General features: G+C 64.4%; 17 protein-coding genes. 9 read left to right on the top strand and 8 right to left on the bottom strand.

What is annotated here, in order from left to right; genetic code table 11:
• Window positions 1-46: 46 nt before the first annotated feature.
• A complete protein-coding gene (locus IVB48_RS39070; RefSeq protein ID WP_247286347.1) occupies window positions 47-772 on the bottom strand; it encodes a pyridoxamine 5'-phosphate oxidase family protein in 726 nt (241 codons plus the stop codon).
• 74 nt (window positions 773-846) lie between these two features.
• Here IVB48_RS39070 and IVB48_RS39065 point away from each other — a divergent pair, with 74 nt between their 5' ends.
• Together IVB48_RS39065 and IVB48_RS39060 are read left to right on the top strand one after the other, a co-directional pair.
• Window positions 847-2,319 carry a PLP-dependent aminotransferase family protein gene (locus IVB48_RS39065; protein WP_247408475.1) on the top strand — a complete coding sequence of 491 codons (1,473 nt, stop codon included), beginning with the start codon at window positions 847-849 and terminating at the stop codon, window positions 2,317-2,319.
• 67 nt (window positions 2,320-2,386) lie between these two features.
• Window positions 2,387-2,635 carry a DUF6719 family protein gene (locus tag IVB48_RS39060; protein ID WP_027517580.1) on the top strand — a complete coding sequence of 83 codons (249 nt, stop codon included), beginning with the start codon at window positions 2,387-2,389 and terminating at the stop codon, window positions 2,633-2,635.
• A gap of 3 nt (window positions 2,636-2,638) precedes the next feature.
• Here the strand turns inward: IVB48_RS39060 and IVB48_RS39055 are convergent, their stop codons facing one another.
• The 3 genes from IVB48_RS39055 to IVB48_RS39045 all read right to left on the bottom strand — a co-directional run bounded on the left by IVB48_RS39055 (window position 2,639) and on the right by IVB48_RS39045 (window position 4,430).
• Entirely contained in the window at window positions 2,639-3,001 is a 363-nt protein-coding gene (locus IVB48_RS39055) for a hypothetical protein (protein WP_027569717.1), read from the bottom strand.
• 35 nt (window positions 3,002-3,036) lie between these two features.
• Complete coding sequence (locus tag IVB48_RS39050) at window positions 3,037-3,201, bottom strand: hypothetical protein (protein ID WP_007591870.1); 165 nt, start codon at window positions 3,199-3,201, stop codon at window positions 3,037-3,039.
• Between the two features lie 680 nt (window positions 3,202-3,881).
• Entirely contained in the window at window positions 3,882-4,430 is a 549-nt protein-coding gene (locus IVB48_RS39045; protein ID WP_247360644.1) for a CreA family protein, read from the bottom strand.
• A gap of 208 nt (window positions 4,431-4,638) precedes the next feature.
• On the opposite strand from IVB48_RS39045, the gene IVB48_RS39040 reads away from it, so the two are divergent.
• From IVB48_RS39040 to IVB48_RS39025, 4 genes are all read left to right on the top strand, one after another.
• On the top strand, window positions 4,639-6,225 hold the full coding sequence (locus IVB48_RS39040) for a L,D-transpeptidase (RefSeq protein ID WP_247408473.1): 1,587 nt from the start codon (window positions 4,639-4,641) through the stop codon (window positions 6,223-6,225).
• A gap of 92 nt (window positions 6,226-6,317) precedes the next feature.
• On the top strand, window positions 6,318-6,887 hold the full coding sequence (locus tag IVB48_RS39035) for a glutathione peroxidase (protein WP_247408471.1): 570 nt from the start codon (window positions 6,318-6,320) through the stop codon (window positions 6,885-6,887).
• A 166-nt stretch (window positions 6,888-7,053) separates the two neighbouring features.
• Window positions 7,054-8,079, top strand: a complete 1,026-nt coding sequence (locus tag IVB48_RS39030; RefSeq protein ID WP_027569712.1) for a polysaccharide deacetylase family protein — start codon at window positions 7,054-7,056, stop codon at window positions 8,077-8,079.
• 7 nt (window positions 8,080-8,086) lie between these two features.
• Window positions 8,087-8,638, top strand: a complete 552-nt coding sequence (locus IVB48_RS39025; protein ID WP_247408469.1) for a dihydrofolate reductase — start codon at window positions 8,087-8,089, stop codon at window positions 8,636-8,638.
• A gap of 11 nt (window positions 8,639-8,649) precedes the next feature.
• Here the strand turns inward: IVB48_RS39025 and IVB48_RS39020 are convergent, their stop codons facing one another.
• Window positions 8,650-9,102, bottom strand: coding sequence for a DoxX family membrane protein (locus IVB48_RS39020; RefSeq protein ID WP_027569710.1), 453 nt, complete (start codon window positions 9,100-9,102; stop codon window positions 8,650-8,652).
• Window positions 9,103-9,405: 303 nt separating this feature from the next.
• Window positions 9,406-11,715: an NADP-dependent malic enzyme gene (locus tag IVB48_RS39015; protein WP_027569709.1), complete on the bottom strand. Its 2,310-nt coding sequence runs from the start codon at window positions 11,713-11,715 to the stop codon at window positions 9,406-9,408.
• Between the two features lie 246 nt (window positions 11,716-11,961).
• Between IVB48_RS39015 and IVB48_RS39010 the strand changes: the two genes are divergently transcribed.
• A complete protein-coding gene (locus IVB48_RS39010) occupies window positions 11,962-13,926 on the top strand; it encodes a hypothetical protein (RefSeq protein WP_247408468.1) in 1,965 nt (654 codons plus the stop codon).
• A gap of 143 nt (window positions 13,927-14,069) precedes the next feature.
• Here the strand turns inward: IVB48_RS39010 and aspS are convergent, their stop codons facing one another.
• Entirely contained in the window at window positions 14,070-15,842 is a 1,773-nt protein-coding gene (aspS, locus tag IVB48_RS39005) for an aspartate--tRNA ligase (protein WP_247408467.1), read from the bottom strand.
• Between the two features lie 194 nt (window positions 15,843-16,036).
• Here aspS and IVB48_RS39000 point away from each other — a divergent pair, with 194 nt between their 5' ends.
• The gene (locus IVB48_RS39000) at window positions 16,037-17,512 is read left to right on the top strand and encodes a protein adenylyltransferase SelO (RefSeq protein WP_247408466.1); all 1,476 of its coding nucleotides are present in this window, start codon (window positions 16,037-16,039) and stop codon (window positions 17,510-17,512) included.
• An 86-nt stretch (window positions 17,513-17,598) separates the two neighbouring features.
• Here IVB48_RS39000 and IVB48_RS38995 read toward each other — a convergent pair whose 3' ends face one another.
• Window positions 17,599-18,588 carry a zinc-dependent alcohol dehydrogenase family protein gene (locus IVB48_RS38995; protein ID WP_247408464.1) on the bottom strand — a complete coding sequence of 330 codons (990 nt, stop codon included), beginning with the start codon at window positions 18,586-18,588 and terminating at the stop codon, window positions 17,599-17,601.
• A 103-nt stretch (window positions 18,589-18,691) separates the two neighbouring features.
• Here IVB48_RS38995 and IVB48_RS38990 point away from each other — a divergent pair, with 103 nt between their 5' ends.
• Complete coding sequence (locus IVB48_RS38990; RefSeq protein WP_247408462.1) at window positions 18,692-19,591, top strand: LysR family transcriptional regulator; 900 nt, start codon at window positions 18,692-18,694, stop codon at window positions 19,589-19,591.
• Window positions 19,592-19,781: the final 190 nt, after the last annotated feature.

The raw sequence follows: 19,781 nt of genomic DNA, 5'->3' as shown, positions 1-19,781 counted from the left end.
TCCAATCGGGCATTGAGATCAGCGATGGAGCGCAAGCTAGCCGATTTCAGCCGTTCGGGTACTCTGCAAAATAGGCATCCCGCAATGCATCTTCGAGCAGCCGGCCCTCCGAATAGCCATTCAGTGTCGCCGGTCGGCGCACGCCCTCAAGCAGCCGCGGGCAAGGCTCCGGCGCGCCGAGCACGGTGCGCACCGGGATGCGCTCGGCATAGATCGGCAATTCATAGTCCTCGTCATCGTCGGCGACACCCTTGGCGCGGACTTTCGCGGAGGCCTCCTCGATCTCCATCGCGATAAAGGAGGTCGCCTTGATCTCCTGCGTGTTGCTCGCCCGCAGGCTCGCGGTGCGGTCCGGGAAGAAGCGGTCGACCATGGCGATCACCGCGCGCTCCTTCTCCTCGGGATCGGTGACGAGATAGGCGGTGCCGAATGCCATCACCGCGCGGTAGTCAGCCGAGTGATTGAATCCGCAGCGCGCCAGCACCAGGCTGTCGAGATGGGCGACCGTCAGGCACACACGCTCGCCCCGGGTCTGGTTGCGCAGCATGCGGCTGGCGCTCGAGCCGTGCCAGTACAGCTTCGTCCCTTCACGCCAGAAGAAGGTCGGCGTGCAATAGGGTTGGCCGTCGATCGCGTAGGAGACGTGGCAGAGCATCGAGGAATCCAGGATGCGATGAACGGTGTCGTGATCGTAGAAGCCGCGGTCGTGACGGCGCTTCACCTGGTTGCGCGCGGATGTCGGATAGGAATTTTGGTTCTCGGTCTGGCTCACGGCCGCTCCTGTCGGATTGAAACACTTCCAGCGCAGTTGTAGCCACGGATTTGGTCTGCGATAGTGCCAATTCCATGCGAAAAATTCCGACCAATTCCGTCTCCTCGCCGGCCAAAGCCGAGCTGCCGCTCGACCTCGCAGGCCCGCACATCACGGCTGGCGCCTCGTCGGCGCACCGGCTGTATCAGGCGCTGTGCGAGATGATCGTCGGCGGTCTGGTGAAACCCGGCGAGCCGCTGCCGCCGTCGCGCACGCTGGCCAAACAGACTGGCTTTCGGCGCAATGCCGTCGTCACCGCCTATGAGCGGCTGATTGCCGACGGCTTTGCCGACGCAACAGTCGGCTCCGGCACCTTCGTCGCCGCGCGCATCCCCGCGCGCGCGGCCGAGCCGAAGCGGCCGAAGATCAGCGTCGAAACGCCCGGGCAAGGCGCGTTTTCGCTCGGCTGCACCCATATCGACGCGCGCGCCGTGCAGCGTTTCCGGGCTTTTGTCGGCCGTCGCATGCGCTCCTTCGGCGCGGAGCATCTGCACTATGGCGATCCCCGTGGCAGCCGCGAGCTGCGTGCGGCGATCGCCGATCATCTGTTGTCGGCGCGGGGCCTGCGCTGCGATCCCGATCAGATCATGCTGACGTCGGGCACGCTGCACGCGCTGCGCATCGTGCTGAGCGCGATCCTGAAGCCCAACGACCAGGTCTGGTGCGAAGACCCCGGCTACCCCGCTGCGCGGAAAACCATCGCGCATTGCGGCTATCGTGCGGTGTCCGTTCCCGTCGACGCGCACGGCATGCGTGTCGCCAAAGGCCGCGCAGCGGCGCCGTCCGCGCGCGCAGCCTATGTGACCCCGTCGCACCAGTTTCCGCTGGGTGTGCAGATGTCGATGCCGCGACGGCTCGAGCTGCTGGACTGGGCCAGGCAGGCCGGCGCCTTCGTGCTGGAAGACGATTACGACAGCGAGTTCCGCTATGACGGCGCGCCGCTGATGTCGCTGGCCGGCATCGATCACCTCCAGCGGGTGATCTACATGGGCACGTTCGCCAAGACGTTGTTTCCGGGCCTGCGCATCGGCTATTGCGCCCTGCCCGAGCGCTTGATTGCGGATGTCACCGCCGCGCGGGCCGCGCTCGACCGCTTTCCCGGCACGCTGATGGAGGGCGCGGTGGCCGACATGCTCAATTCCGGCGCGTTCGCGGCGAACCTGAAGCGCGTGCGCAAGCTTTACCGGGAGGCGCGCGACGCGCTGGCCGGGACGCTCGAAGCCGAATCCGAGGGCGTGCTGTCGGTGCCGGTCCCATCACAGGGTCTGCATCTTGTCGCTCGGTTCGATCCCTCGGTCGATCTGGCTGTGGCGGCAGACGCCAAGCAGGCCGCCGGCGCCGAAGGCTGGCTGTTGGCCGACACCTATTCACGCGCGCGTCCTCTTCCCGGTTTCGTGCTGGGATTTTCCGGCCACGCGGTTCCGAAGCTCGTCGCATCCGCCGAGCGGCTCGCGCGGGAATCGCGAGCGGCCTTGCGTGCGAGACGCAAGCCAGCCCGGCGGGCATGACGAACGCTCACTATGAGAATCGGCTGCCGCTCCCTACATTGCGGCATCGATGCTGGGAGCTCACACCATGCTGCTACGCCGCGCGACTTGCCTCTCGCTCCTGATCTTCATCGCACTCGCCGCGACCGCGCGCGCAGGCACGGTCGGACGCGAGCAGGACATCGTCGATCTCAAGCTCGGCCAGCGCGTGCAAGTGGACGACGGAACCTGTCCCGCCGGACAGGTCAAGGAAGTGCGCGGCGCCAAGATGACCGACAAGGGCGTCGCACGGACGAGCACCTGCGTGTCGCGGTTTGGTCCGAAATCAAAGCGATGAGCGCTACTTCGCCGGATCGAACATACATTGCAGGGTCGGCTTGGCGATCTTGGTGAAGGTCGGGCCGATTTCGGTCTGCTTTGCGGCCGGCACCCAGTCGGTCTCGATCGTCGGCACCCCGGTCTCGCTGATGCCGCGCAGCAGGGCCTCGCGGAGATCGCGATCCTCGACGACGGCGGCAGCATGATCGTGCAGGCAGCCGCAGACCTCTTCCGGATGCTCCCATCGCCCGAGCATGCGCGGCGCGCATTGCCTCACGAACTCGGTACGGGGATCGGGTAATCTGGAGGGAGAGCGCACCTGCGCCTGAACGGCACTGATCGTCAGAAGGAATATGAACGCCGCAGCGAAGGTACGAACAATCATGATGGCCTTTATCGGCTGATTTTTCTTGTTGGCGATCAGAAGCGCGCGGCAACCACGATCGGCTGCGGCGCCGGGGTCATGATCGGCGAGCCGCTGTACTGGAAAGTACCGATGCCTGGGACATTGCCGTCCGGCGAGCCCGCGAACGAGGAGCCGGCGAGCACGAAAGCGAAAGCAAGGATGAGGCTGAGCGTGCGCATGGACTTGTCTCCGAATTTTCTGGCCGGCGTGCGCCGTCGTCGTTGTGAGGTTGATAACCATGGGCGGTTTCGCGCGTGATGCGCCAAAGCCGGAAAATGGTTTCATCTCCGTGAGAATTGTTTCGTCCCGTTCGGAGCGACGACATATTCGACGGAAAATTCCAATCTTTTCAGATGGGTCGTGTGGCCGCCCAATGTGGCCTGGCAGGTTCCGTGCGCGCTCGGCTGCGCGCCGGAACGCTGGCGCTGTCATGATCCCGCCTCACACCCTTCACATGCGTTTTACGTTTTTCTGCTGAAGAGAAGCCGAACGAAGGCTGGGCCCCGTCGAACCGGGGGCGCTTCGACGGCGACCCAAGCTATCGAGACCGAGACGCCCGGAATCACCGAGCGCGTTCATGTGAGGAACGGCCATCATGACGGCGCAGAATCGCGCAACGACGCGCGATGCGGACCAACGAACGGACCGCCGGGAGCAACGGTCTGTTCGCAGCAGCGCCACATCGCCTGGCGAAATGGCGCTGCAATCGAGCCGCGGGTTTGAGGCCACACCGCAATCATTCGTGCGGCTGACCGGCTCGCATCTTGCAAAACCGCGCGCCAGCCGCGCTGACATCACCGAGTGAACGCAAACGCGTCATTGGTGAACGCAAGCGCGTCACTGAATGAACGCAAGAGCGTCACTGAGTGAAGAACTCTCCGCACTTCTGGACGTTTGCGTCCGCCGGTCCCCACGGCATGACCGGGACGGTCGAGGTCGAGTTCTTCGGCGAGCCCTCGATCAGCCTGTCCGAATAGACCATGTAGACCAGCACGTTGCGCTTGGCGTCACAGCCGCGCACGATCTGCATCTTCTTGAAGAACAGCGAGCGGCGCTGGCGGAACATGTCGTCGCCCTGCTCCATCTTGTTCTTGAACTTGATCGGGCCGACCTGACGGCAGGCGAGCGAAATGTCCGAGACCTCCTCGGCAAGGCCCAGCCAGCCCTTGAAGCCGCCCTTCTCCGGCACCGTGAAATGACAGGCCACGCCCTCGACTTCAGGATCGTCGAGACCATAGGTCGCAAGCTTGTCGTTCGGGCTCATCCATTTGAACACGGTCGAGCGGCGGAAGATCAGATCCGGCTCGTCCGCGGCGGATGCGGACGCCGCAGGCACGGTCAGCGCCAGGAGAAATAAAGCGAGGCCTTTCAAGCGGATGCTGGAAAGACCGGGGAAACGAGATGACATGAAGTTCTCCAGTAACAAGTCCCAGCAATGTAGGTATGAGGCGACCGATCAGGAAGACGATCGGCAGGCCGATACGGCCGCCGTTTACCGCTCCGTGAGGCTTTTTTGCTACGCTTTGGACAAAAGTAGCTGATCGCAGAACCGCCGCGCTGGTGAACGCGTATCCCCTCTGAGAGACTAACATCTGATTTGGATTATGGATTCGATGATGAACAGCGTGAACGGGTCTGGTTTTTCTGCCAAGCCGGCGCGATTTTGGCAGGTCGCCATTTTGACGGCGGCGGGTGCGATCGGCACGGCGAGCCAGGCGGACGCAGCGTTTTATTACTGGACGGATTATTCCGACGGGTCCTACGGGCGCCAGGAGCGCCATCCCGAAGTCCCGCGCCAGAAGCCGCAGAAGCGTGGTGCGGCCGGCAAGAAAGAGCTCGTTGCCGAAAAAGAAGCCGGCACGAAACCGCAGGGTCCTCTCGTCATCGTCGTCTCGATCGACCGGCAGAAGGTCACGGTCTACGACACCAAGGGCGTGTTCGCGGAATCCCCGGTGTCGACGGGCATGAAGGGCCATTCGACGCCGATGGGTGTGTTCAGCGTCATCCAGAAGCACAAATTCCACCATTCCAACATCTATAGCGGCGCGCCGATGCCGTACATGCAGCGGATCACGTGGTCGGGCGTTGCCATGCATGCCGGTGTGCTGCCGGGCTATCCGGCCTCGCACGGCTGCATCCGCATGCCGATGGCGTTCGCTGTGAAGATGTGGAACTGGACCAGGATGGGCGCGCGCGTGATCGTTTCGCCCGGGCAGATGTCACCGCAGAACTTCTCACATCCGCTGCTTGCCTCGATGCGCGTTCCGCCGCAACCCGCGGCCAGCTTGGAGCCGCAGACCAATGCCGCCGAGAAGGCCGACAAGGTCGCGGCCAATACCGGGGCCACCGAAGCAAAGCCGGTTGAAACGAAGACTGCCAGCGCGGACGGCGTGCTCGAGCTGCGCTCGTCGGTCGGCCACACCGTGTTGTCGGACGTGACCACCGGATATGCCCCGGTCCACGAGGAGGCCTCGGCCGACCAGACCGAGACCACCGCAAAGCCCGAGACCAAGACCGCTGAGGCGGCGGACGCGGCCAAGCCCCAGGCCGGAGATGCCGCGCAGCCCGCGAACACTGAAGCGAAGCCTGTCGAGGCCGCGGAGACGCCGAAGTCCGAAACCGCCGAACCCGCGAAGACGCCCGATGCACCGGCCGTGGCTCCAGCGCAGGCGGCCACGCCCGACGTCAAGAAGGACGAAACCCGCGTTGCCGATCCGGCGTCCGTGGCAAAACCTGAAGCGCCCAAGCGCGCGGGCCAGATCGCGGTCTTCATCAGCCGCAAGGATTCCAAGCTCTACGTGCGGCAGAACTTTGCGCCGCTGTTCGAGGTGCCTGTCACGATCGCCGCGAGCGATCGACCGCTCGGCACGCATGTCTTTACCGCCGAAGTCGACAAGGCCGATTCCAATGCACTGCATTGGTCGGTGGTGTCCTTGCCGGTGTCCGTCCGCTCTGCCGCGCGCGAGGATGATCGCCGCATGACAGGCCACCAGCGTGGCGCAGCCGTGATTCCCGTCGCTGCCAAGCCCGTGGTCACGCCGGACAGCCCGGCCGAAGCCCTCGACCGCATCTCGGTCCCGGCCGACACGATCACGAAGATCAACGAAATGCTGACGTCAGGCGGCTCGATCATCGTCTCCGACCAGGGCATCAACCAGGGCGAGACTGGCGAAGGCACCGATTTCATCGTCCGCCTGTACTAACGCGCTTCATCGCAGCAGATAACGCGGTGTTGACGAGGCCGCTCGCAGCGGCGGGGTAACATCCGCCCCGGATCATTTCGGGAAACGCCGTCATGATGAACCGCAGGACCATGCTCATCGCCGCCTTTGCAGGCACGCTGGCGCCGGTGACGCGTGCACTGGCGGATGGCGGCATGAGCCGAATCTCCGCCTATGCCTTCTCTTTCCCGGCATTGTCAGGCGGCGACATCCGCCTTGCGGCCTTCACCGGCAAACCGCTGCTGGTGGTCAACACCGCTTCGCTCTGCGGTTACACGCCGCAATACGCTGGCCTGCAAGACATCTGGGGCGAGTTTCGCCAACGCGGCCTCACCGTCATTGGCGTGCCCTCCAACGACTTCGGCGGACAGGAGCCCGGCGGCACCAGCGAGATCTCGGAGACCGCCCACCACCAATACGGCGTTACCTTCCCGATCGCGGCCAAGGCTGTCGTGGTCGGTGCGAAAGCGCATCCGTTCTACAAATGGGCGGCAGAGGCGCGCCCCAAGGATGTTCCACGCTGGAACTTCCACAAATACCTGATCGGCCGGGACGGCTATATCGCCGACGTCTTTGCATCCATGGTCGAGCCGGCCGACACGCGGATCAAGACGGCGATCGCCAAGGCGCTGGCCGACACTTGACGGCGCATGTCCCGCAACCCGGTTGGGCACAATTGCGGTGGGGCGCCAAACAGCCGTTGCAATGGCGAGGGCCCACCATCTAGGCTAGGATCGTTAGGGGCAGGATGGTTTTGCCGGAGGCGAAAAGCCGCGGCGGAACAACGGGATCAATCTCGAGGACAACACCATGCGTGTGGCGGCAGGACTGATTTTGGCAAGCGCGATGTCTCTGGCGATGACGAGCGCGGCATGGTCGCAGACCCCGGCTGCAAAGCCCGCTGCCGCGACGCAAGCCCCACCGGCGGCAACACCGGCTGCGGCTGCGCCCGCTGCGGCTCCGGCACCCGCTCCTGCAGCAGCCGCCGCGCCGGCGGGCTTCGTCAATCCTCCCGCGCCTAAACAGGCGCCGCAGCCCGCGCGCGCGGCTTGCAACACGCCGGGCGCCTTGGGCGTCGCCCGCACCGTCGAGATCGACACCACGGGCGGTCCCGGCTTCGGCTTCGAGCATTTCAAGGAGCTCGATTTCCTGCGCGACAAGGAGGTCGTGCTGACCTTCGACGACGGCCCCTGGCCCAAGAACACGCCTGCGGTGCTGAAGGCGCTCGCCGACGAGTGCACCACCGGCATCTTCTTCTCGATCGGCAAGCACGCGACGTACGAGCCGGAGATCCTCAAGCAGGTCTACGCGGCCGGCCACACCGTGGGCACCCACACCTGGTCGCACGCCAATCTCAACAACAAGAAGCTCACGGAAGCGCAGCGCAAGGAAGAGATCGAGAAGGGTCTTTCCGCGGTGAAATGGGCGCTCGGCGGCATTTCGCCCTCACCGTTCTTCCGCTTCCCGGCGCTCCAGCATCCGCCGGAGATGGTCACCTATCTCGGCAACCGCAACACGGCGATCTTCTCCTGCGACATCGACTCCTTCGACTTCAAGGCCTCGAAGCCCGAGAAGGTGGTCGAGACCGTCATGAAGAAGCTGGACAGCAAGGGCAAGGGCATCATCCTGATGCACGACTTCCAGAAGCACACCGCGGAGGCCCTGCCCGAATTGCTCAAGCGCCTGAAGGCCGGCGGCTACAAGGTGGTGGCGATGCGCGCCAAGTTCCCGGCCTCTACGCTGCCGGAATACGACCAGGAGCTGCTCAAGGACGTCAAGCTGCCGACGGTGAGCACCCGGCCGGTCAACAGCGTCGTGACGACGGTTTCCGAATAGCCGCGCCTTGTCCTTTCGCATCGAAGGCTACGTCATCGTCTCCGCGGACGGCATGCTCGCCGACGCGGCGCATGTCATGCCCGACAGCCTGAAGTTCGAAGGCGACAAGCTGTTCTTCGAGCAGGCGCTCGATCGCGCTGCGCTGATCGTGCACGGCCGTCACTCGCACGAGCAGCAGCCGAATTCACCCAAGCGCAAGCGCCTGATCCTGACCCGCAAGATAAAGGAGCTGACCGTCGATCCCGAAATGCCGAACGCGACCTTGTGGAATCCGGATCACGCCAGCTTCGAAGACGCCTGTGCGTTCGCCGATGTCGCCTCCGGCACCGTCGCAATCATCGGCGGCCCCGTCGTGTTCGACATGTTCATGAACCGCTACGACACGTTCTGGCTGTCGGAAGCCCCGCATCTGCGGCTGCCCGGCGGCGAAGGCTGTTTTGTGGAAGTACCGGCGCGGACGCCTCAGCAGGTGCTGGCCTCACACGGGATGAAGCCGGGCGCGCCGTATCTGCTCGACGCCGCGCATGACGTGACCGTCACGCCGTGGCGCAGGACGTAGCGGTCTAACTTTTATACGTCCCCGTAGGCCGCCTCGGCCGGACGCGTGGCGCGGCCGTAGCCCATGATCATGAAGAGCGCGCCGATGATCGACAGGTTCTTGAGCGCGTCGACCAGCATCTTGCCGTTGTCAGGCGGCACCTGGTTCCAGAAGTCGTAGAACAGGAAGGTCGCGACCGCGACATAGATGATCATCAGCATCGCGAAGAACCGCGCGCCGAAATTCAGCGCGATCATCACCCCAGCGATGATCTCGAGGACACCGACCGCGATCGCCAGCAGTTGCGGCGTCGTCATGGCCGTCGCCGTCTCGACCTGCTTGGCGTAAGGCGCGATCATGTCGGGCACCACGACCTTGGCGGCGATGAAATCAACGGTCGCCTGCATGGCAAACAGTCTTGCCGCGCCCGTGTAGATGAATAGCACGGCGAACAGAATCCGCCCGAAAGTCACGAACGCTGGCATGATCGGCCTCTTTGCTCAGGCTTTTTGAAACCGGGATTTTCGCGAAAGCACTGAAGGATTATGGAGAGTCATTCGCCGGTTGACAAACGGGGAAATGGCGAAAGTCGTTTTGAAAGCATTGAATTGCCGACGCGCGGCAGGTGCGCTCCCTCGCCCCGCTTGCGGGGAGAGGGTTGGGGTGAGGGGGAGCCTCGGCCGGGACGGTGAAAGTTGGACTCGCGGAGAGTCCCCCCTCGCCCGAATTCGAGCTGCGCGCGAATTCGACCTCTCCCCACAAGCGGGGCGAGGTAAAGAGCCCCGCCCCTACGTAAACAACGTCGGCTGCTGCCGCGACGCGCGCTCCTGCGCTTCCACCACAGCCACTGCGGTCATGTTGAGGATGCCTCGCGCCGTCACGGACGGGGTGAGGATGTGGGCTGGACGCGCCGGCCCGATCAGGATCGGACCGACGGGCAGCGCGTCCGCCAGCGACTTGATCATCTGATAGGCGACGTTGGCGGTGTCGAGGCTTGGCATGATCATGATGTTGGCCTCGCCCTCGAGGTTGGAGTGCGGCAGCACCATTTTGCGCGCCGCGGCCGAGAGCGCGGTGTCGCCCTGCATCTCACCGTCAGCCTCGAGCTCCGGATGCTTCTCCTTCAGGAGCTGGGTCGCCCGGCGCATCTTGCGCGAGGATTCCGTGTCGTAACTGCCGAAATCCGAATGCGAGACGAAGGCGATCTTCGGCTTGATGTTGAAGCGTTGGACGTGGACCGCCGCGAGCGAGGCGATCTCGGCGAGCTCTTCGGCGCTCGGATTGGGCCGCACCTGGGTGTCGGCGATGAAGAAGGCGCCCTTGCTGGTGATCAGCAGCGCCAGCGCCGCATAGTCGCTGATCCCCGGTGTGAACCCGACGATCTCGCGGACATGGCGCAGATGGCTCATGTAGCGGCCCTCGACGCCGCAAAGCATGGCGTCCGCCTCTCCGCGCACCACTGCGAGCGCCGCGATGACGGTGTTGTTGGTGCGCACCACCGTGCGCGCCGCATCGGGCGTCACGCCGCGGCGGCCGGCGACCTCGACATAGGACTGCACGTAGGAGCGGTAGCGCGGATCGTCCTCGGGATTGACGAGATCGAAGTCCCTGCCGGCCTTGATCGACAGGCCGAAGCGCTCGATGCGGGCCTCGACCACCGACGGACGTCCGACCAGGATCGGCGTCGCCAGCTTCTCCTCCAGCACCACCTGGGTGGCGCGCAGCACGCGCTCGTCCTCGCCTTCGGCGTAGATCACGCGCACCGGTTGGGTCTTGGCCTTCGCGAACATCGGCTTCATGACGAGGCCGGAGCGGAAAGCGAAGCGCTCGAGCAGCGCGGTGTACTCGTCGAAATTGGTGATGGGCCGGGTCGCGACGCCGGAATCCATCGCAGCCTTGGCGACCGCCGGCGAGATTCGCAAAATCAACCGCGGATCAAACGGAGACGGGATCAGCGAGCCCGGGCCAAACCCTTGCGTCTCGCCGGTATCAAAGCCTTGCGCGACCGCATCGGACGGCGCCTCGCGCGCGAGCTGCGCGATGGCCTCGACGGCGGCGAGCTTCATCTCCTCGTTGATGGCGCTGGCGCCGACGTCGAGCGCGCCACGGAAGATGAAGGGGAAGCAGAGGACGTTGTTGACCTGGTTCGGAAAGTCGGAGCGGCCGGTGCAGATCATGGCGTCGGGGCGCACCTTGCGCGCCTCCTCCGGCATGATCTCCGGCGTCGGATTCGCGAGCGCCATGATGAGCGGCTTGTCGCCCATCGCCTTGGCCATCTCGGGCTTGAGCACGCCCGGTGCGGACAGGCCGATGAAGATGTCGGCGCCGCCGATGACGTCGGCGAGCGTGCGCTTGTCGGTCTTCTGCGCATAGACCGCCTTCCAGCGGTCCATCGTGGTGTTGCGGCCCTCATGCACTAGGCCGTCGATGTCGCAGACCCAGATGTTCTTGCGCTGCGCCCCCATAGACACCAGCAGGTTCAGGGTCGCGATCGCCGCGGCCCCTGCCCCCGATGCTACGATCTTCACGTCGGAGAGCTTCTTGCCGTTGAGTCGCAGGGCGTTGGTGACGGCGGCGGCAACGATGATCGCGGTGCCGTGCTGGTCGTCGTGGAAGACCGGGATCTTCATGCGCTCCTTGAGCTGCGCCTCGATCTCGAAGCATTCCGGTCCGCGGATGTCCTCGAGATTGATGCCGCCGAAGGTCGGCTCGAGCGCGGCCACGGTCTCGACCACGCGCTCGATGGTGTCGGCCGCGATTTCGATGTCGAACACGTCGATGCCGGCGAATTTCTTGAACAGGACCGCCTTGCCCTCCATCACCGGCTTCGAGGCCAGCGGACCGATATTGCCGAGGCCGAGCACGGCGGTGCCGTTCGAAACCACGGCGACCAGATTGGAGCGGATCGTCAGCGTCGCCGCTTCCGCCGGGTTCTTGGCGATCTCCAGGCAGGCGGCGGCGACGCCGGGCGAATAGGCCAGCGCGAGGTCGCGCTGGTTGGCGAGCGGCTTGCTCGCCTGAATCTCGAGCTTCCCGGGGCGCGGCAGACGGTGATAGGCCAGCGCCGCCTGGTGGAGATCATCGGAATAAGACGACATGCGGTGTCTCGCCTCGCGTTACCGGCCTCAAACTACGTTGTCCTGACCGGCCCGCCTTCGGGTGGTATTTTCCGGGTCATGGAAACGGGATGAAGCACGCCGGGCGCCCCGGTGGCAACATCCGATTGCGGCTCCATCAACAGGGCGCCCGGTCAAATATCTGATAGCGCTCACTTTCCCTGGACCCCGCATTGCTTTGCGAATATGGCAAGTTGCGTCCTGCAACGCGAGCAACTGGAGCTGAGAATGAAGCGAATCCTGATCGGCCTGATCGTCGTGGCCGTGGTGGTCGCGGGCGGATGGTTCGGCTTCAATCTCTACGTCCAGCATCGCACCACCGCCGAGGTGGAGGCCGCGTTCGAGCAAATCCGCAAGCAAGGCGGCAAGGCCAGCTACGGCAAGATCGCCTTCGATCTGCCCACGCGCACCCTCACGATCGAGGACATCGCAGTTACGCCCGGCAAGGCACCGCAGGCGCAGATTAGGATCGCCGCTATCAAGGGCACGGGCGTTCGCCAGATCGACGAGACAAGGTTCTCGGCCGACGATATCAACATCACCGGGCTCGAGGTTACGCTGGACCAGATCGGCGCTGCCAAGCTCAAGGTCGCGTACAAGATCCCGCAATTGGTCATGCGCGACTATGCCGGTCCTGTTCACGCGGATCAGGTGCCGGCGGACGGCTCGCTGGTCGACCTGTACCGCTACGTGCTCGGCCAATATGCGAGTGTCGCTGCATCGTCGCTCACGGCCCCGACCCTCACGATCAGCTTCGATTCCGGCGCCGCCGGCAGCGGCGAGGTCACCTATTCCGGACTGGCGATCCAGAACCTGAAGCACGGCAAGATCGACGCGATGAAGTCGGACCGCGCCGTGATCTCGGTCGACGTGAAGCAGCCCGGCAAGCCGGACAAGCTGACGGGCGAATTGTCGAACATCATCGTCAACGATTTCGATTCAAGCGCGATCCTCGCCGCGCTCGATCCGCAGACGGCCAGCGACGACAGCTATCGCCGGGTCTACCGGCAGGTCTCGACAGGTCCCTATGCGCTCAAATCGGCACAGGGGATGCGAGTGGATATCGACGGCTTCACCATGGAAGACATCGCCGTGCAGCCGTCGAAATTCCGGCTGGCCGAGATATTTGCCGCGCTGCCGCGGGATCAATCGACCCCGCCGACGCCGGCACAGGCACGCGAGCTGCTGGAGAAGCTCGCCGGAGTCTATGAGGGTCTTCGCATCGGTAAGGCCGAAATCGGCAAGATGTCGGTCGGCACGCCGCAAGGAACGGCCACGGTTAATGCCATCCGATATCGCGACGGCGAGTTCGCGGTCGAAGGCGTCGACACGCCGTCTCCGCAGGGACAGTTCAAGATGGAGCGCTTCGCGCTGAAATCCTTCAGCACGGCGAATTTGATGCGCTGGGCAGCAAGCCTCGCCACTCCCGGGCGGGCGCCCTCGCCGGATCAGATGCTCGGGCTGTTCGGCGTGCTCGCAGGCGCAGAGATCAAGGGCGTGACGGCGCCGTTCAAGACCACCAAGAAGCTGGTCATGATCGACACACTGAGCCTGGACTGGGGGCAGCTGGTCGGCTCAATCCCGACCAAGGCGCATGTGGTTGCCAAATTTGTCACGCCCACCGATCCATCCGACCCGAAGCAGCTTCCATTGATTGCCAGCGGGATCGACAAGCTCGCGGTCGACCTCGATCTCGGCGCTGCCTGGACCGAACAGTCCAACAGCTTCGTTCTGACGCCGGCGACGCTCGACATCGGCGGGATCGCAGGCGCGCAATTGCGTATTGCGCTCGGCAACGTGCCGCGTGAGGTGTTTTCGACCGATCCCGCTCAGCTCATGGGCCAGGCGGCACGCATCGAGGCGGGCACACTCGAATTCTCATTGCGCGATAGCGGTGTCGTCGATCTCGTCGCGGCGCAGTTCGCGCGCATGCAGAATGTAAGCCGCGATACCGCACGCCAGGCGCTCGTCGAGAGCATCACGGCTAAACGCGACCAAGTTGCTTCCGCCAATCCGGATGCGAACGCGGCCGTGGACGCGATCGCCCGCTTCGTCGAGACGCCGGGCCAGACGCTTTCCATCAAGCTGTCCCCGCGCGCCAAGGCACCGCTGATGCAATTGATGCAGCTCTTGCAAACCGACCCACAGAGCGCGCTTGCCCAGTTCAGGATCGAGGCGTCGACGGGGCTGTAAGGAACGACGCTGCGCGCGGGGACGGCAATTGGACCGGCGAAAATCCCTCCCCGTCATTGCGAGCGAAGCGAAGCAATCCAGAGTCCCTCCGCGGAAAGATTCTGGATTGCTTCGCTACTCGCAATGACGCCGTGGAGACAGCCTCACTTCTGCGGCAGATTCACCTTCACATGCAGCTCGCGGAGCTGCTTGGGGCTGGGCTCCGACGGCGCGCCCATCAGGAGGTCCATGGCCTGCTGGTTCATCGGGAACAGCGAGATCTCGCGCAGATTGTTGGTGCCGCACAAGAGCATGACGATGCGGTCGACGCCGGCGGCCATGCCGCCATGCGGCGGGGCGCCGTACTGGAAGGCACGGTACATGCCGCCGAAGCGATCGACGACTTCCTGTTCGCCATAGCCGGCGATCTCGAAGGCCTTCACCATCGCTTCCGGCACGTGGTTGCGGATACCGCCCGAGGCGATCTCGTAGCCGTTGCAGGTAATGTCGTACTGGAATGCCTTGATGGTCAGCGGATCCTGGCCCTTCAAGGCATCGAGACCGCCCTGCGGCATTGAGAAGGGATTGTGCGAGAAGTCGACCTTCTTGTCTTCCTCATTGTACTCGTACATCGGGAAGTCGACGATCCAGGCCAGCTCGAACCGCTCCTTGTCGGTGAGGTTCAGGTCCTCGCCGACCTTGTTGCGGGCCAACCCTGAAAACTTCCAGAACTTGTCGGGATCGCCGGCGACGAAGAACGCGGCATCGCCTTCCTTCACGCCGATCTGGGCGCGGATCGCGGCGGTGCGCTCAGCGCCGATGTTGTTGGCAAGCGGACCGGCACCTTCGCCGCCCTCGCGCCACATGATGTAGCCGAGGCCGGGCTGGCCCTCGCCCTGCGCCCATGAATTCATGCGATCGCAGAAGGCGCGAGAACCGCCACCCGGCGCCGGGATCGCCCAGACCTGGTTCTTGGGGTCCTCCAACATCCGCGCGAACACCTTGAAGCCGGAGCCACGGAAGTGTTCGGAGACGTCCTGCATCTCGATCGGATTGCGCAGGTCCGGCTTGTCCGAGCCGTATTTGCGCAGCGCCTCGGCAAACGGAATCCGGCGCCAGCCCTTGGTCACCGGCTTGCCCTTGGCGAACTCCTCGAATACGCCCGTGATGACAGGCTCCATCGCGGCGAAGACGTCTTCCTGCGTGACAAAGCTCATCTCGACGTCGAGCTGGTAGAACTCGCCCGGCAGACGATCCGCGCGCGGGTCCTCGTCGCGGAAGCAGGGCGCGATCTGGAAGTAGCGATCGAAGCCCGACATCATCAACAGCTGCTTGTACTGCTGCGGCGCCTGCGGCAGCGCGTAGAACTTGCCGGGATGGATGCGCGAGGGCACCAGGAAGTCGCGCGCGCCTTCCGGCGAGGATGCGGTCAGGATCGGGGTGTTGAACTCGAAGAAGCCCTGCCCCTCCATGCGCCGACGCATCGACTTGATGATGTCGACGCGCGTCATGATGTTCTGGTGCAGCTTCTCACGACGCAGGTCGAGGAAGCGGTACTTGAGCCTAATGTCCTCGGGATATTCCTGGTCGCCGAACACCGGCAGCGGCAGGTCGCCGGCCGGGCCCAGTACCTCGATCTCGGTGACATAGATCTCGATCTTGCCGGTCGGCAAATCGTCATTGTCGGTGCCTTCGGGGCGGCGACGGACCTTGCCGTCCATCTTGACCACGAATTCCGAGCGCAGCTTCTCGGCCTGCGAGAACGCCGGCGAGTCCGGATCGACCACGCACTGGGTCAGGCCGTAATGGTCGCGCAGGTCGATGAACAGCACGCCGCCATGGTCGCGAACGCGATGGACCCAGCCTGAAAGGCGGACCGTCTCGCCGATGTTGCTCTCGCGGAGCGCGCCGCATGTATGTGACCGGTAGCGATGCATGGTCGTCCCAAAATGATGTCTGAGGATCGAATCGGACGGCCTGAAACGACCGGTCCGAAGTTGCGGCAGGGTTTACCCGACGAGGCCCCAAGCGGCAACCAAGGGAACGCCCTGTTTTCGGCTGGAAGTGCCCCTTTTTGCCCAATCCGGGCTCAAGCCTTTGCCATCCGGCGTTCCACGCCTATCTTGAGGCCATGACAGTCCATTTCCCGTTCCAGAACTCCTATTCGGCGCTGCCGGACAGCTTTTTCGCCCGTGTCGCACCGACGCCGGTGGCGGCGCCCCGGCTCATCAAGCTGAACAGGCCGCTGGCAGTCCAGCTCGGGCTCGATCCAGATGTGCTGGAGACCCCTGAGGGCGCCGAAATCCTGGCGGGCAAGACGGTTCCCGCCGGTGCTGATCCGATCGCCATGGCCTATGCCGGCCACCAGTTCGGGCAATTCGTACCGCAGCTGGGCGACGGAAGGGCGGTGCTGCTCGGCGAGGTCATCGACAAGGACGGCATCCGCCGCGACATCCAGCTCAAGGGCTCGGGTCCCACTCCGTTCTCCCGCCGCGGCGACGGCCGTGCCGCGCTCGGGCCGGTGCTGCGCGAATACATCGTCAGCGAAGCGATGTTCGCGCTCGGCATTCCGACCACGCGCTCACTCGCTGCCGTCGTCACCGGCGAGCACGTCATCCGCGAGACCGCGCTGCCAGGCGCGGTGCTGACCCGCGTCGCCTCGAGCCACATCCGCGTCGGGACCTTCCAGTTCTTCGCCGTTCGCCGCGACACCGATGCCATTCGCCGGCTCGCCGACCATGTCATCGCGAGGCACTATCCGGAGCTGCTCGGCGCCGAGCGGCCCTATCACGCGCTGCTCGGTGGCGTCGTCGCGCGCCAGGCCGATCTCGTCGCACGCTGGCTGCTGGTCGGTTTCATCCATGGCGTGATGAACACCGACAACAGCTCGATCTCGGGCGAGACCATCGATTATGGCCCCTGCGCTTTCATGGATGCCTACAATCCGGCGCAGGTGTTTTCCTCGATCGACGAGATGGGCCGCTACGCCTATGCCAACCAGCCGCGCATTGCGCTGTGGAATCTGACCCGGCTGGCCGAATGCCTGTTGCCGTTGTTCGGCGAGGAGCAGGAGAAGGCGGTCGCCGATGCCCAGGACATTCTCGGCGCCTTCTCCGAGACGTTCAGCGACGCCTATCAGGCGGGCCTGCGCAAAAAGATCGGCCTGTTCACGGAGCGCGACGGCGACGATGCGCTGATCCAGGACCTGCTCGACGCCATGGCCAAGAACCAGGCCGACTTCACCCTCACCTTCCGCAAACTCGGTGACGCCGCTGGCGATCCTGCTGCCGACGATGCACGCGCGCAATTCATGGACCCCGCGGCGTTCGACGAGTGGGCCAGGCGCTGGCACGAGCGCACGGCGCTGGAGCCGCAGAGCGCAGCCGAACGGCAAGCAGCCATGCACGCCGTCAACCCGATCTTCATCCCGCGCAACCACCGCATCGAGGCCGTGATCCAGGCCGCGGTCAACGATGACAACTACGCGCCTTTCGAGGAATTGGTGAAGGTGCTGTCAAAGCCGTTCGATGACCAGCCGGACTACGCCGCCTACGCCGATCCCCCGCTGCCGGACCAGCGGGTGCTGCAGACGTTCTGCGGGACGTGAGGCAGGCTCGGTGCGCAGGGTGGAGGAGCCGAAGGCGTAATCCGTGATGCGGGTGCGGAAATCGTTTGTCCAGGACGATCGTTCGCTCAGATCGACACCACGATTTTGCCGACCTGCATGTTTGACTCCAGAAAACGGTGCGCCTCGACGATCTCGTCAAAGCGAAACGTTTTGGCGATGATCGGACGCAAGGCACCACCCGAAAGCCCATCGAGGATGAACGCCTTCGCCTTCGCAAGCCGCGTGGGGTCGCGGATGATCTCGTGCACGAGATAGCCGCGCAGCGTCAGGCTCTTGGTCAGGACGTTGACCAGCGGAAATGGCGTCGGCTCGGGGCTCAGGCCGCCATATTCGATGAGAACGCCACCCGGCGACATCGCGGCGGTGAGCGGCTCAAATATGGGACCGCCGACCGCGTCGAACACCACGCGGACGCCGTTTGAGCCGACAATGTCCTCCAGGCGGGACCCGATGTCCTCTTCCACCGAGGCGATGACGTCGGCAGCGCCAGCATCGCGCAAGGCTTGCCGCTTGATCGAGGTTCGCGTCACTGCAATCGGCATCGCACCAATCCGGTTCGCGATCTGAATCGCTGCAAGCCCGACACTGCTCGACGCCGCCGTAATAACGACTGCCTCCCCTCGCTTTAGCCCAGCAATATCGACCAGAGCACCGAACGCCGTCAGATATTGCATCCATACCGCGGCCGCCGCGTCGAAGCCGAGCTCGGGCGGGTGCTTCACAACGAACTCCGCCGGAAACGTGACGAGCTCGCCATAGGCCGGCCATCGCACCATTGACACGGGCGGCACGATGCTGACGACCTCCCCCGGCGAGAAGCCGCTCACGCCTTCGCCGATCGCCTCGACGATGCCGGCGGCCTCGAGACCAAGGCCGGACGGAAAGGTCGCGGTCTCGATATAGGTCCCCGCTCGCAAGAGCGCTTCCGCGCGATTGAGCCCGAGGGCCTTGACCCTGATCTGCACCTCGCACCTTCCTGGCGGCGCGACGTCAACGGTCTCGATGCGCAGCACCTCGGGGCCACCATGTCTGTGGAAGCGAACGACGCGCGCCATGAACACACTCCAAAACAATTGAATTGAATGGAGCTATGCCAACCGCGCGGCAGCGCATAAAGCGATCAAACGGCAAAACAGTCGAAACCAGGAGTTTGCAATCATGGACCGCCTGACCAGCATGGCCGTCTTCGTCAAGGCGGTTGACGTGGGTTCGTTCGCCGCTGCCGCCGATGCGCTCGAAATGTCGGGGCCAATGGTCGGCAAGCACGTTCGCTTCCTCGAACAACGCTTGGACGTCCGCCTCCTCAACCGCACCACACGGCGCCAGAGCCTGACCGAGACAGGCCAAGCCTATTACGAGCGCTGCCGCACTGTGCTCGCCGAAGCCGAGGCCGCCGATGCCGTCGCTTCCGACGAATTGTCCGAGCCGCGTGGCCGGCTTCGCGTGACCATGCCCGCCCTGCTGGGCCGGCACTGCATCGCCCCCTTGCTGATGAAGCTCGCGCGACGATATCCCCATCTGGAGCTCGATCTCTCGTTCGGCGACCCGATCGCTGACATCATCGAGGCCCGCTATGATCTTGCGATCCGGACCGGCGATCTAAACGATCAATCCGGCCTGATGACGCGGCGCATCGCAAGCCAGCGCATGGTGGTGTGCGGTTCGCGCTCCTATCTGCGCGCCAACGGCAAGCCGAAATCGCTCGACGATCTCGCCGCACACCAAGCGATCATCTATCGCCGCTCCGGACGCGTCCGGCCGTGGCTGTTTCCCCGCGAAGGCCAGCCTCCGAGCGAAATCATGCCGGCGGGAAGGCTCAGGCTCGACGATCTCAACGCGATTGCGGACGCCGCTACACAGGGGATGGGACTGGCCTGGCTGCCATACTGGCTGGTCCGCGAACGCCTACGCGCCGGTACGCTCATCAATCTGTTGAGCGGTCAGCCGGGATTTCTCTACGACTGCCACGCGCTCTGGCCCCGCTCGCCCCGGATGCCGCCGAAAGTTCGCGCCGCCGTGGACGCCTTGGCGGCCGTCCTGCCGAAGCTCATGACGTGACGCCGGATGCCGCGGCGCTGCATCGCATGGTGCCCCCGTTAACCCCGCGTCCACCATCCGGCCCAGCCCGCCGCCGGTAACCACGAGAATTAACAGACCCTCAATTCCCCCCGGACAAGTTTAGCAATGTTGCTGGGGGATATTGCCGTGGATCTGTTGGTTTTCGAGTTCCTGGGGCTGGCGCTGGTCG

Origin of the sequence: Bradyrhizobium sp. 76 (genome assembly GCF_023073025.1) — a bacterium.
Lineage (GTDB): Bacteria > Pseudomonadota > Alphaproteobacteria > Rhizobiales > Xanthobacteraceae > Bradyrhizobium.
This window is presented reverse-complemented; position numbering and strand designations above follow the sequence as displayed.

Bases quoted from the DNA above. Each gene is read 5' to 3' on its own strand.
- IVB48_RS39065 (WP_247408475.1), top strand. From the start codon at position 847: ATGCGAAAAATTCCGACCAATTCCGTCTCCTCGCCGGCCAAAGCCGAG.
- IVB48_RS39060 (WP_027517580.1), top strand. From the start codon at position 2,387: ATGCTGCTACGCCGCGCGACTTGCCTCTCGCTCCTGATCTTCATCGCA.
- IVB48_RS39055 (WP_027569717.1), bottom strand. From the start codon at position 3,001: ATGATTGTTCGTACCTTCGCTGCGGCGTTCATATTCCTTCTGACGATC.
- IVB48_RS39050 (WP_007591870.1), bottom strand. From the start codon at position 3,201: ATGCGCACGCTCAGCCTCATCCTTGCTTTCGCTTTCGTGCTCGCCGGC.
- IVB48_RS39045 (WP_247360644.1), bottom strand. From the start codon at position 4,430: ATGTCATCTCGTTTCCCCGGTCTTTCCAGCATCCGCTTGAAAGGCCTC.
- IVB48_RS39040 (WP_247408473.1), top strand. From the start codon at position 4,639: ATGAACAGCGTGAACGGGTCTGGTTTTTCTGCCAAGCCGGCGCGATTT.
- IVB48_RS39035 (WP_247408471.1), top strand. From the start codon at position 6,318: ATGATGAACCGCAGGACCATGCTCATCGCCGCCTTTGCAGGCACGCTG.
- IVB48_RS39030 (WP_027569712.1), top strand. From the start codon at position 7,054: ATGCGTGTGGCGGCAGGACTGATTTTGGCAAGCGCGATGTCTCTGGCG.
- IVB48_RS39020 (WP_027569710.1), bottom strand. From the start codon at position 9,102: ATGCCAGCGTTCGTGACTTTCGGGCGGATTCTGTTCGCCGTGCTATTC.
- IVB48_RS39015 (WP_027569709.1), bottom strand. From the start codon at position 11,715: ATGTCGTCTTATTCCGATGATCTCCACCAGGCGGCGCTGGCCTATCAC.
- IVB48_RS39010 (WP_247408468.1), top strand. From the start codon at position 11,962: ATGAAGCGAATCCTGATCGGCCTGATCGTCGTGGCCGTGGTGGTCGCG.
- aspS (WP_247408467.1), bottom strand. From the start codon at position 15,842: ATGCATCGCTACCGGTCACATACATGCGGCGCGCTCCGCGAGAGCAAC.
- IVB48_RS39000 (WP_247408466.1), top strand. From the start codon at position 16,037: ATGACAGTCCATTTCCCGTTCCAGAACTCCTATTCGGCGCTGCCGGAC.
- IVB48_RS38995 (WP_247408464.1), bottom strand. From the start codon at position 18,588: ATGGCGCGCGTCGTTCGCTTCCACAGACATGGTGGCCCCGAGGTGCTG.
- IVB48_RS38990 (WP_247408462.1), top strand. From the start codon at position 18,692: ATGGACCGCCTGACCAGCATGGCCGTCTTCGTCAAGGCGGTTGACGTG.